This window comes from Clostridium sp. 1001283B150225_161107_B6, from assembly GCF_015556325.1.
Taxonomy (GTDB): Bacteria; Bacillota; Clostridia; order Lachnospirales; family Lachnospiraceae; genus Enterocloster.
Genome location: NZ_JADNMD010000002.1, coordinates 54,207 through 66,473, shown reverse-complemented (window position 1 = coordinate 66,473; position 12,267 = coordinate 54,207). Strand labels below are relative to the sequence as shown.

The 12,267-nt window shown below is 50.1% G+C and carries 9 protein-coding genes; 1 reads left to right on the top strand and 8 read right to left on the bottom strand.

Features of this window, described 5'->3' with window-relative positions; translation table 11 throughout:
* Positions 1-3: 3 nt before the first annotated feature.
* The 3 genes from I2H39_RS05500 to iolN are packed head-to-tail and all read right to left on the bottom strand — an operon-like array spanning position 4 to position 2,819.
* Positions 4-843: a sugar phosphate isomerase/epimerase family protein gene (locus tag I2H39_RS05500; protein WP_195626031.1), complete on the bottom strand. Its 840-nt coding sequence runs from the start codon at positions 841-843 to the stop codon at positions 4-6.
* Positions 830-1,687 carry a sugar phosphate isomerase/epimerase family protein gene (locus I2H39_RS05495; protein WP_138311565.1) on the bottom strand — a complete coding sequence of 286 codons (858 nt, stop codon included), beginning with the start codon at positions 1,685-1,687 and terminating at the stop codon, positions 830-832. Before I2H39_RS05495 ends, I2H39_RS05500 begins: the two co-directional genes overlap by 14 nt.
* Positions 1,688-1,700: 13 nt before the next feature.
* Entirely contained in the window at positions 1,701-2,819 is a 1,119-nt protein-coding gene (gene iolN / locus I2H39_RS05490) for a 3-dehydro-scyllo-inosose hydrolase (protein WP_138311566.1), read from the bottom strand.
* 278 nt (positions 2,820-3,097) lie between these two features.
* Between iolN and I2H39_RS05485 the strand changes: the two genes are divergently transcribed.
* Entirely contained in the window at positions 3,098-4,648 is a 1,551-nt protein-coding gene (locus tag I2H39_RS05485) for a PucR family transcriptional regulator (protein WP_138311567.1), read from the top strand.
* 78 nt (positions 4,649-4,726) lie between these two features.
* Here I2H39_RS05485 and I2H39_RS05480 read toward each other — a convergent pair whose 3' ends face one another.
* The 5 genes from I2H39_RS05480 to I2H39_RS05460 all read right to left on the bottom strand — a co-directional run bounded on the left by I2H39_RS05480 (position 4,727) and on the right by I2H39_RS05460 (position 12,266).
* The gene (locus I2H39_RS05480; RefSeq protein ID WP_195626030.1) at positions 4,727-6,322 is read right to left on the bottom strand and encodes a hypothetical protein; all 1,596 of its coding nucleotides are present in this window, start codon (positions 6,320-6,322) and stop codon (positions 4,727-4,729) included.
* 252 nt (positions 6,323-6,574) lie between these two features.
* Entirely contained in the window at positions 6,575-8,191 is a 1,617-nt protein-coding gene (locus tag I2H39_RS05475; protein ID WP_195626029.1) for a D-alanyl-D-alanine carboxypeptidase family protein, read from the bottom strand.
* A 284-nt stretch (positions 8,192-8,475) separates the two neighbouring features.
* A complete protein-coding gene (locus I2H39_RS05470; RefSeq protein ID WP_195626028.1) occupies positions 8,476-9,510 on the bottom strand; it encodes an NUDIX domain-containing protein in 1,035 nt (344 codons plus the stop codon).
* Positions 9,511-9,613: 103 nt separating this feature from the next.
* On the bottom strand, positions 9,614-11,068 hold the full coding sequence (gene guaB / locus I2H39_RS05465; protein ID WP_195626027.1) for an IMP dehydrogenase: 1,455 nt from the start codon (positions 11,066-11,068) through the stop codon (positions 9,614-9,616).
* A gap of 280 nt (positions 11,069-11,348) precedes the next feature.
* Positions 11,349-12,266 carry an AEC family transporter gene (locus I2H39_RS05460; protein WP_195626026.1) on the bottom strand — a complete coding sequence of 306 codons (918 nt, stop codon included), beginning with the start codon at positions 12,264-12,266 and terminating at the stop codon, positions 11,349-11,351.
* Position 12,267: the final 1 nt, after the last annotated feature.

Genomic DNA, 12,267 nt, shown 5'->3' with positions numbered 1-12,267 from the left:
CTCTTAATCCACAGCAGCCTTCAAATTCTTTAAATCCTCCTTTACCAGGGACAGCTGGTCCAGTTCACAGCTAGCCCTCAAAGGAAGCTGGTCGTAATAGTTTTCAAGAATCATCCATCCTTCATATCCTTTCCCCAAAAGAAAATCCAGCTGGTCCTTTACATGGGCATCACCGGCAAACAAAGGCGAACCGCTGAGATGTCCTCCATTGTCATACATCCCGGTTCCGTCCTTTACATGAATCTGAGGATAGATATGTCCCCATAACGCCCGAAGTGTTTCCATCTGGTCGATTTTCCCCCAATAGCGGTAATTCTGTACGTCATAAAATACGGTGTGATTGGGCATGTCTACCATCTGCAATAGCTTCAGATGGCTGGCCGCATCAATGCAGGATTCGCTGGTAATGTCAATCCCGTAGGCCTGGGCCTTCCTACAGCAAAAACGAAGTCCCTCCGCTGCATTTTCATAATCCTCCTCTGTCTTTGGCTCGTTATCCAGAAACAGAGGCACCATAATCATTCCAATCCCCATGGCATGGGCTGTTTCCACCGCCAGTTCCATCTGTTCATAGGAAATCTTTCCAATATCGCTGTTTCTGCCCTTTATGAAATAATTCACATTAATGTCGTTCAGCACCAGGGACGGAAACTGAATTCCATACTTCCCGCCTTCCTCCAGATATGCCTGCTGAATCTGTTTCTGCGCCAGGGGATATCCTCTCTCATAGCTGCCAAGCTCCAGCTGAAGTCCATCTAATCCAGCCTCTTTTGCAAGCCGTACGCCATACCAGCCGTTGCCCGGCATTCCCCACTGTGTGGCTCCGTATTTAAATTTTCCCATTGTTATCTTCCTTTCTCTTCACTCCATCAATCTCTTCCAGCAGAGTACGGATATAGGCCAGCCCCTTCTCCGCGGCCTCCAGTTCCGTTGGTTTCGGCAGGCATTCCATACTAATCCATCCATTGTATCTGATTTGACTCAGGCTCTTAAGGACGGACCGGAAATCAATCCGGCCATGTCCGGGATACCAGCGAGTGTTGTCTGCCAGATGAAAATGCCCCAGCCTGCTCCCGCTCTCCCTAATGGCCTCAAACATATCTGCTTCCTCAATATTCATATGGAATGTGTCCAGATGCATCTTCACACAGTCCAAATCCAGTGCCTCTAAAAATACGGATGTTTCTCGGACCGTGTTGAAATAATTATTTTCATAACGGTTTATCACTTCCAGAACCAGAGAACAGTTCTTCTGTTCAATGTAATTTCCCAATTCCAGCATGGAATAACGCAGGCGGGTTACAACCTCGCTTTTCTCCCCGCCAGACGGCACATTCCCCCGCAGACTGCCCAGAATCACACAACAGCCAAAGTGGTCCGCCAGGTCGAGACATCCCTTAACCCTCTCAATAGCCTGACGGCGTCCAGTCTCATTTTTATCAGCAAGGGAAAGACCGTCCACCCTGGCGGCTAAACCTGTTCCGATTGCAGCCACCTTGATTCCTGTGGTTTCATTTTGTCTGAAAAGCGCCTGGGTATCTATTTCCGAGGCGTCCCTGATATGCAGCTCCACCCCATCGTACCCTAATTTCTTTGCAAGGGAAAAGGATTGGTCCAGTCTGCCGCGGAAAAGCACCGGTTCCTGCATGGCTGCATTTTCCGAAGCACAAAATGCGACTTGTAACATAGTCTTCCTCCCATCAGTCTGTAAAAATACCGCGCCTCGGTAATTCGTGTACACTCTTCCAGCCTTCACTCAGGGGTTCCTTCAGGCAGTCCTTAATTTCCTCATAGGGACGGAGTGAAAACTTCTCCGGTGCAGGTACTGTGCCTGCGGGATATTTGGACAGGATATCCTCTACCATCATGGTAAGATATTCACAGATAGCTGCAATAGGGCGCTTAGCCTTACGCGGATTACCACGGGATGGAACCCCTACCACGCCTTCCGGTGTACCGAACCGTTCAATCACACGGTGGCCTTCTGCCTCGCTCCACTTATTTGGCCGGTGAAAACTGTCAACAGAACCGTCATAGTAGCCGTCGTCCAAAAATCCCATGCTCTTTGCCTGTGCATCCTGCACATAACTCATATCCACCATATCCTTGAACATTAGCAGGGCGACTGATGTCTCCGACTCATCCGCATGCACAAATGGCGTTGTCACAAAATCAGGACGTTTGTCCCCAATTGGATAAAAGAATTCCCGCACTGCACGGTGCCATTCCACTACCGTCACAAAGGCCGGCAGCTGATAGCGTTTGAAGAATTCCTGGACAGCTGCTTCCAGCATCCAGTCCATTCCATGGTTGTTGACAAATATAATTTTGCGGAAGCCGTCATCCCAAAGCCCCAGCATCACGTCAATCAGTGTTTCTTCCACCACGGTCTGACTGGCCACAATGGTTCCGGGCATTCCCAGATGGTGATACGGATGTCCGCCATAGTTAAGAGGCGGCAGGGCCAGGGCCACTTCATGTCCCAGCTTGGCCGTATAACGCCGCACGCCTTCGCATATGCCGCTGCACATGAATGTGTCCAGGCCGGAATTATTGTGCATTCCATGGTTTTCCGTACACCCTAAGGGTACCAGCACAATATCATTTTTGCGGCGCTTTTCAATTACCTTTGCCCTTGGTGTGGTCTGTATATAACACCCTGCCTTGCCAATTTCCGGTTCGCTGGGAATCTCATATTTCTGAAGGATTTCGTCAATCTCCTCCTCACTCGCATCCCAAATACGCTTTTTCATTCTTCCTACAGCCGAATCCTCAAAAAAAATGTTAGGATACTCTGTTGTCAGGTACTTATCATACATTATTGCAGTCTCCCTTCCTCATTGTATGTTCTGCTCTTTGCAGGTTCTGTATTTGTATCTCAACTATAGCACCGGGGTACTGTAATCCACAATGTACGATGGTCAAAAGCGCCTGCCTTGTTTTTGGAAAATTGCCCAATTTTTCAAAAAAATCCCCCCTCCTTTTTATAATCCATTACTCAATTCTTGGTTGCAAGACCAATTTTTTTCTCCTATAATATAGATATTGTTCCACACGGCACACATGATACAATGTAAGTAAAAAGGAGTCCCCATTTATGGATGTCACACTGAATATGATACTGGATTATATTGCAAAAGAAGAGGTAATCACCCTGGACCACATCCATACCCATGTGGGATTCTCTGATATCCGGGTGTATTATCCCGGTATACATGCCAATCCCTCCTATCTGTACTACCATGAGTCTCCTGCCTTCCAGCCGCCGGACGCATTCGAGGCCTGCTGCTTTGTCCATCCCATCAGGGAAACCCAGGAAGCCTCGGCTCATCATCACAAATGTATTCTGTGTCTGTGCGAGGGCGGAAAATTACTGGAATTGCTGCAGGATTGTTTTCTGACCTACCGCAGCTGGTATGTGGATATGAACCGGAAAATCTTAGAAGGAGGAAGCCTCCAGGAACTGATTGACATCAGCCAGAAAATCATTACCAATCCCATTGTTATAGACGACGCTGGATTCCGGATTCTGGCCTTTAACCAGGAACGCATGTCCCAATTGGACGATTATGAATCCACCTTCCAGGTAACCCACCGTTACCACTCAGCTTCCTATGTGGCCTCCATTACTTCCAATCCTATATTTCTGCGGAACCTGAAAAACAGGCACAAACCCTTTATCCACCACTATGACTTTCTGCCGCATCCAAGTATTTATGCGCCCATATTCTTTCAGGAAAAACTGATTGGCTTTCTCACCATCATCGGCCACTACATGGACCTGACTCAGGGTATGCTGGATTTCGCAGGTATTTTAGTGGAACTTCTGTCACGGGCAATGGGGTATTCAGGCGTGACTCCTTACCGCAACAGCCCAGAAGATAACATTCTCCTGCGCCTTATTAAGGGAGAGGGATATGATGCCCAGATTGATGCTGTCTTTCTGGAAAAGGCAGGCGTCACTCCGGACAATCTCTACTATATTGCACTCCTGCGTTTTGTACCTCATCTGGATGTCCTCATAAGCATCCAGCAAAGGCTTATCCAGGCTTTGGAACATCTTCTGAAAAGTAAGGTCCTGGCAGATAATGACACCATTCTGATACTGGTACAGGATAAGCGGGTTCCCTATGCCCAGTTTTCCGGCATAATAGACGAATTCAGCAGAGCAAATGGATTTGTAGTGGGATTGAGCCTTCCCTTCCGCGGAGTGGAAAACGCTTCCTACTTTTACCGCCAGGCTGCCTGCTGCCTGACATGGTGCCAGTCAAAAGACTTTCCCGGGACACGATGCTTCTTCTACGGCCGCTTTGTGCTCTATGATGTCCTGTCCCATTTCGGTACGTCTGCTGAACTGGCTGCCATCAAACACCCTGCCCTGGCTATACTGGAATCCCATGACCAGAATAAAGTAGGTGAATTAAAAAAGACAATGGAGGTTTTTCTTGACTGCGGCAACGATGTGCTGAAGGCGGCCCGTCAGCTAAACATACATAAAAACTCCCTGTACTACCGCCTGGCCAAAATTTCAGAAATGACAGGAATTGATTTTGACAACAGCGCTGTCTGTTCCCACTTATGCCTCTCCCTATCCATTGAAAGGATGCAGGAAATTTCCACGTCATCCACTGTGTTGGAGATTACATAAAATGATTTCAATAAAGCAGGCCATTACTAAAAAATCCCTTGAGAGCCCGGTAAGCTCCCAAGGGATTTCGTTTTATATTCAGTTCTCTCCTGCAATCTCCATCACATAAGGCTGATTCCAGTAAAACGCCGCACCATGGAATTTCAGCGTTACCTCTGTGTCGCCTTCATCGTAAAAGACCCTGAAACCGCTGAGGTTTCCCTTCTCATCAAAGTCATACCTCTCATTTTCCCATCCGCTCCACCTTAATTTTCTCTGGCAAATCAGGCCCCTCAGCGCCAGGTCCTTATCCTCATCCACCGCCTTCACATCGATGTACACTGCCAGTCTCTCTGTCGTCTTAAGATTCCCCTTCACATCCTCTGTCTCTTGTATCTGGGGCTCCTTCATCCTGGTAATGCCAAGGATTCGCACAGAACCGTCTTCCCACGGAATATCCAGGTTCAATTCTTCATAATCCTCCGGTATAGTCAGCGTGACAGGCTGGGATTCCACTCTGTTTAAAAACGTGACTCCGGGTATATGAATCTGAAAAGACCCATTCTGCTCCTCCTTGGGTACGCCGAACAGGCATCTGATACGCCGTCCATATTGTTTTATATCGGACAGCCGGTAATGTCCCAGATTATCCCAATAAGGATTGGCCGTCAGCTCCCTGATTGAATATTGTTTCCCGTTGCCGGATATGGTGGGCATATCAATCTCCTGACGCATGGGATTGTAGCCAATGATGACAGACCGCTCACGGTCCTCGTTGTACACATACCAGGATATCAGTATTCCCTCATCTACCCGCTCACCCATGCTGATAATGGAAGTACCGTCATGGGTGTCCAGACTCCCCTGTTCCTGTTGCGCTAATTCTTCCAAAGTCCCATATTCAGGCACACGCTTCAGGCCAAATTCCAGCGGTTTTTCAAAATCAAGAACCTGCAGCGCGTAACCGGACAAATTATCTCCTGATTCAGGAGCAGATGGCAGCTCAAACCTTGCTTCGATGATATAACGCCGGCGGCCATATGCCTCAATGTAAGCAGGATAACTATAATACCCTGACTCCAGGGGCTTAATTCCAGCTTCCGGAATACCGGGACCTGTAAGGAACAGCCCTTGCCCTGATTTCCATAACTCATCCTGGTATTTCTCAGAAACAACCATACTTCCGTCACTTAATGTATGATACAGACCATCCGCAGGAGGCTCCCCGCCTGCCGGGATTTTCTGTAGTTCCGAATCATCATCCAGAACCATGCTTACAAGCAGTTCCTGCTTTTGATGGAGGGCGGATGTCAGGGATATTGTCTTTTCTTTTTGGGGCATTTTTGATACAATCACAGCATCCAGTTCGTAAATGGGATATTCCGATTGGATAATTCCGTATTTTCCGGCAAACTGATACGGCAGAGCGGAAACCAGGCCTTCTTCTGCTTCCGGCTCCCGTACCGCCTCCTGTACCGGCTCCGTTCCACTCCCCGGTCCATGCCCCTTCTCTGTCCCATGCTTATTCTCTGAACCCCGCTCACGCTCCGGCTCATGGGTCAGCTCCGTGCTGATACCTGGCTCCGGTGAAGCCTCCGGCGTTCCACCGGCTGGTTTTCCGCTTGTCCGGCAGCCGGACAGCAAAACACACAGCAGGCCTGCTGTCATAAAAACAGCTGCAGTATTTTTCTTCATGGCAGTCCTCCTCTCTCCAACATAATCCACATACATTTACCTATTTTTATCTTTGCAGAACATCTGCCTGCATTCCCATGTTATTCCTCTGTTTCAGCCTTTATATCCGGACCACCGTGTCAGAGGGCGGCCGGAACAATATGATACCAATGTATTTATTATACCGGAATACGGTATAAAAGAAAAGGCGCAAAGTATACTACTTCACACCTTTCCGTTCTAAATTTCATCTTCAGCAAATCCCGGCATTGCTTACTGCACCCAGGCCCCGCTCTCATCCACCCGCGACCCGTCCGGTGTTGTGGTGTTGGTCAGCATAGCACCGTCCGCACCCAGATAAAACCACTGTCCGTTTTCTTCAACCTTCTCCCACTGGTTCTTGGCCATGGCTCCATTGGAGCGCAGGAAATACCATTTTCCATCTACCTGACGCCAGCCCTTGGCCATATATGTGTTGGAATCAATCCAGTAAGAAACACCGTCTGCCGTAATCCATTCATTAGCAGCCTTGGCCCCATTGTCCTTTACATAGTACCATCCGCTGCTGTCCTGGACCCATCCCCTGGCTGAGGTTGTTCCCGGACCAGCATTTCCTGTACCGGAAGAACCGCCCGGCGTACCTGTGCCGTTTGAACTGCTTGTGTTATCTGCATTTCCTGCACTTCCCCCGCTTAAAGCACCTGCCTTCACCAGTTCATATCCGTAATCGAACAAGGCCTTGGTATCCGTATAATGGGTTGACTTGCTCTTCATGATAACGGCAATCAGTCTGACCCCGTCCTTCTCCACTGCGGTCACCAGGGTATTTCCCGCTTTGGATGTATAACCGGTCTTTCCTCCAATGACCCCCGGATAATATCTGGCATCGTTGGGATTCAGCATCTTGTGGCCCATTGTCACGGTCAGGCCGGAAGGATTCTTTATGGTAGCAGGCAGTGCGTATGTACGTGTGGACGCCACTGTCTTTACCACATCATTCTGGAATGCCGCCCTTGCAATCAGCGCCATATCATGGGGCGTGGTGTAATGATTGGAATCATTGAGACCATGTGGATTGGTAAAATGTGTATTGGTGCATCCTAAGGCCGCTGCCTTGGCGTTCATCATGTCCGCAAACTTAGCATTGCTGCCGGCCACATGCTCCGCAAGGGCATTTCCCACCTCATTGGCTGATTTGAGGAGCAGGGCGTAAAGACACTGCCGTACAGTCATCACATCTCCTGCCGTCATATTGATGGACACGGCACCCGATTCCAGGTTGGTGGTGGCTGTTGCTGAAAATGTGACCTTGTCATCCAGATTACAGTTCTCCGCCACCAGCAGTGCTGTCATCAGCTTGGTGATACTGGCGGGATAGAACTGCTTGTCTCCATTCTTGGAATACAGGACGGTTCCCGTGGCAGCATCCATTAGTACAGCTCCCTCTGATGCTATCTCCGGCTTCTGCACGGAAGCAGCCGCTGCCTGGTCAAAGGTTCCGGCAGCAGAGCCTGCTGTCTCTCCTCCCGGCGATACTGCTCCCCCGCTGTTTCCGCCGGCCGTCTGTCCTGCCGGCGGATTACCGGATGGGGACGGACTGCCGGAAGGGGATGGGCTGCCGGTTGAAGACGGACTCCCGGAAGTAGACGGACTCCCGGAAGTAGACGGTCCGTCTGATGAAATGACCGCCCCACCACTGCCGGATTCCGGGCCTGGCCCCTGGGACGATACAGTCCCCTGGCCGGAGGTCTGGTCCCCTGACTGGAAGGAAGATACCTGGCTTTCCTCCAAAGGCGTGATGGTTGCTGGATTAGCTGACGCTGCCGTACTCATAAGCAGGGTACAGCTGGTACATATACATAAAAATGATTTCCATTTCCTAAGTCTCATAATATCTCTCCCATATTGCAGGCACTCATTTTTTGTGAACAAAACTAGAGATATTATATCATACTTCCAGGTTACAAAAAACATCTATTTCTGACGATAAACTTACGATAAATATATTTTTTCTTTAATTGCGCAGACAAGTATTTTTTCTTACCATCCCCTTCCTCTATACTGCTATACCATTTGCTGCCGTTCCTTATGCTGTCTTTCCATATCCTGCCCCCCAGCCAGAATGCATTCCGAAAATGCCCCAAAGCATTCCATCAACACCCCCTGGTTCACTGTCATCCCCGCTGTTTCCCGCTCAGATACCGTTCAAGCATTTCAAGCTCATCCAGGTAAATGCAGTTGGGTATCCTGTGATGTCTCACCGCCTCCATGCACTCGCCAAGCTCCATCCACATGATGCTCTCCACCTCTTCTTTTTGAAGCATAAGATGTTCTGCATCCACTGGTTTCCTGTACACATATACGGCGCTGACCTCGCTGTCCTTAAACATCCTTCCGTAAAATATCTCTTCCATATATCCCTTGTGGCAGCCTGCAAACTCCAGGTCCTCCTCCCCAGCCTCAATTCCCAGCTCTTCCTTCAGTTCCCTGACAGCGGACGGCAGGAAATCATCTCCGGCCCGGACATGGCCTGCTGAAGAAATATCATAACAGCCCGGATAGGAATCCTTGCCCTGGCTCCGCTTCTGCAGCAGAAGGTCGTATGTTTTATCCTCATTCTCCCTTACAATCCATATATGGGCCGTTCCGTGAGGGACCCCGTCCATATGGACCAGGCTCCGTTCCCGGACCACTCCTGTCCTCTTCCCGTCCTCATCCAGCACATCGAACAGCTCCATCTGTTTCCCGTTCAGGGCGGCCTCCGTCAGACGGTCCCCTTTATATGCCAGTTTCAGTGAAAAGAAGGGTACCTCCTCATTCAACAGCTTAAAAAAGATTTTATCCCCCTCCCACAGATTCAGGGACAGCACGTCCTCCTTCTTCACCCACTCCAGCGCTCCCTCGCTGCAGGCTGTCATGTTTCCCTCATATTTGTCCGCAGTGTACAGACACATGTATTCTGTCTCCCAGCCCTCTGCAATGAATGTAACCAGTCCCCTGAACCGCCAGGAGGTAAGGGTAAGGCCGGTTTCTTCCTTCACCTCCCTGAGCAGACAGTCCTCCGGGCTCTCATCCCCTTCGAAATGCCCGCCAACCCCAATCCATTTATCCTTATTCACATCGTTCTTCTTGCTGATTCTGTGGAGCATCAGATACGCCCCCTCATGTTCGATATAACACAGTGTGGTTAATCTGCTTTTTTGTTCCATTTCCCCGTCCTCCCGTTCCCATATAAAATACCCGCCGGAGTTCTTCCGACGGGTATCATTATAAACCAATTCTTCCTGCGCTTCAATCACCAGGCACTCTTTCCTATTCCTCAATGGAATAGTTGGGAGCCTCCTTGGTAATGTGGATATCATGAGGATGGCTCTCCTTTAAGGATGCAGCGGAAATCTTAATGAACTGCGCTGTCTCCTGAAGGGTGGTGATATCCTGGGCGCCGCAGTAGCCCATACCGGAACGCAGGCCGCCTAAGAGCTGGAATACAGTGTCCTCCACCATTCCCTTGTAAGCCACGCGTCCCTCCACGCCTTCGGGAACCAGCTTCTTTGCGTCTGTCTGGAAATAGCGGTCCTTGCTTCCGTTTTCCATGGCGGCAATGGAACCCATGCCGCGGTATACCTTATATTTACGTCCCTGGTACAGCTCAAAGGTACCCGGGCTCTCATCGCATCCCGCAAAGATGCTTCCCATCATACATACGCTGCCGCCTGCTGCAATGGCTTTTGTCACATCGCCGGAGTACTTGATTCCTCCGTCGGCAATAATGGGCACGCCGTACTCCTTGGCAACGCTGTAGCAGTTCATCACAGCCGTAATCTGCGGTACGCCGATGCCTGCCACCACGCGGGTGGTACAGATGGAACCAGGTCCGATACCCACCTTGACGGAATCAGCCCCGGCCTCAATCAATGCCTTGGTAGCTTCTGCCGTGGCCACATTTCCGGCCACCACCTGGAGGTCCGGATACGCCTCCTTAATCATCTTCACGCAGCGGATAACATTGGCTGAATGGCCATGGGCTGAATCCAGGACCACCACGTCCACCTTTGCCTCCACCAGCGCGCCTACGCGGTCCAGCACATTGGCGGTGATGCCTACGGCAGCGCCGCACAAAAGGCGTCCCTGTTCGTCCTTTGCGGACAATGGGTACTTAATCTGCTTCTCAATGTCCTTGATGGTAATAAGGCCTTTCAGGTTGAACTCGTCATCCACGATTGGCAGCTTCTCCACCCTTGCCTTGGCCAGGATGGCCTTTGCTTCCTTTAATGTAACGCCCTCCCTGGCAGTAACCAGATTCTTGGTGGTCATGCACTCCTTGATGGGGCGGTCAAAGTCTTCCTCAAACTTCAGGTCACGGTTGGTAATGATGCCCACCAGCTTTTTGCCCTCTGTAATGGGCACACCGGATATGCGGAATTTTGCCATCAGGTCATTGGCATCCTTAAGGGTGTGCTCCGGCGAAAGGAAAAATGGGTCTGTGATGACACCATTCTCAGAACGCTTTACCCGGTCCACTTCCTCTGCCTGGGCTTCAATGGACATATTCTTATGAATAATACCGATACCTCCCTGCCTGGCCATGGCAATGGCCATACGGTGCTCTGTAACCGTATCCATGCCGGCGCTCATCAGCGGGATGTTCAGTTTAATCTTTTTGGTCAAATTTGTGGTCAGGTCTACCTGGTTGGGAATCACTTCTGAAAATGCCGGTACCAGAAGCACATCATCAAAGGTTATGCCTTCGCCGATAATTGTACCCATTATAAATTTCCTCTCTTTCTGCGTGTTTGGTTTGATATGTTTGTCAGAATATTGATAGTCCGCGAACGGTCCGTTTCTTATTAGTATCTTATACTAGCAAATTTTATCTGGCTTGTCAAACCAAAACAGGGAGAAATATTCATTGATTTTACTAATAGGGTTCCATCAGCCGTCCTAATATCCCCCCGCAGCACTGCCCCGGGAACAGCAACTCCGGGAACACCGCCGCCAGGAGCAGCACCGCCAGAAGCACTCCCCGGGAACACCGCCCCCGGGAACATCACAGCCAGGTAGCCAGCCACACCATAAGAGGCACCGTAACAATGGACAATATGGTGGTCATGGCAAAAACCTGGGACGCATACACCTCATCCCGCCCGTACTGCAGGGAAAACAGGATGCCGATGGCGGCCGCAGGACAGGAGGCAGCCAGTACCCCTGTCATCCTCACCACCTCAGGCAGGAAAAGGAAACGGCTGGCCAGGATGAACAGGACCGGTATGAGTACCAGCCTGTACAGGGACAGCCGGAACACCTTGGGAGCCCTGATGACTCCTGCCAAATCCGTTCCCGCCATGGACACCCCGGCCACCAGCATGGCCAGAGGCGTATTCATATCCGCCAGCATTTCCATGGGCCTTAGCACCACATAGGGAAGCTTCCATCTCATAATAAACAGGGACAGGCCGATCATGACACCGGCAATGCCGGGGGACACCAGGCGTTTCCATGAAAAACAGTAATCACTGCTGTTCATGATATATACACCATGGCTGTACACCAGAAGGTTGAAGATAGCCGCAAAGGCATTGATGTAAAATACCCCCTCCTGGCCAAAGACACCGTATGCCAGCGGAATCCCTATGAATCCGCAGTTGGGGTACATACACGAAAACCGGGCCACCACGTAATCGTAATCCCTGCTCTTTCTGACAATCCAGGTGGGAACCAAAATGGAGATAGCAAAGCTGACAATTCCCAAAAGGAGGGAACCATACAGTCCCCTGACTGTGTCTGCCGTAAATTCCGTCTGAAAGGAGGAAATAATCAGGGCAGGCGTCACCACCTTCAGTATGACCGCGGACAGAGTCTTGCTCTTTTCATGGTCAATGACTCCGAAACGGCTGCACAGAATACCTGCGGATATGATGACAAACATTACTGCAATCTGTCTCAGGGTAGTACAGGCCAGCTCCATA

Bases quoted from the DNA above. Each gene is read 5' to 3' on its own strand.
- I2H39_RS05480 (WP_195626030.1), bottom strand. From the start codon at position 6,322: ATGAAGAAAAATACTGCAGCTGTTTTTATGACAGCAGGCCTGCTGTGT.
- I2H39_RS05485 (WP_138311567.1), top strand. From the start codon at position 3,098: ATGGATGTCACACTGAATATGATACTGGATTATATTGCAAAAGAAGAG.
- I2H39_RS05470 (WP_195626028.1), bottom strand. From the start codon at position 9,510: ATGGAACAAAAAAGCAGATTAACCACACTGTGTTATATCGAACATGAG.
- I2H39_RS05495 (WP_138311565.1), bottom strand. From the start codon at position 1,687: ATGTTACAAGTCGCATTTTGTGCTTCGGAAAATGCAGCCATGCAGGAA.
- guaB (WP_195626027.1), bottom strand. From the start codon at position 11,068: ATGGGTACAATTATCGGCGAAGGCATAACCTTTGATGATGTGCTTCTG.
- I2H39_RS05475 (WP_195626029.1), bottom strand. From the start codon at position 8,191: ATGAGACTTAGGAAATGGAAATCATTTTTATGTATATGTACCAGCTGT.
- iolN (WP_138311566.1), bottom strand. From the start codon at position 2,819: ATGTATGATAAGTACCTGACAACAGAGTATCCTAACATTTTTTTTGAG.
- I2H39_RS05500 (WP_195626031.1), bottom strand. From the start codon at position 843: ATGGGAAAATTTAAATACGGAGCCACACAGTGGGGAATGCCGGGCAAC.
- I2H39_RS05460 (WP_195626026.1), bottom strand. From the start codon at position 12,266: ATGGAGCTGGCCTGTACTACCCTGAGACAGATTGCAGTAATGTTTGTC.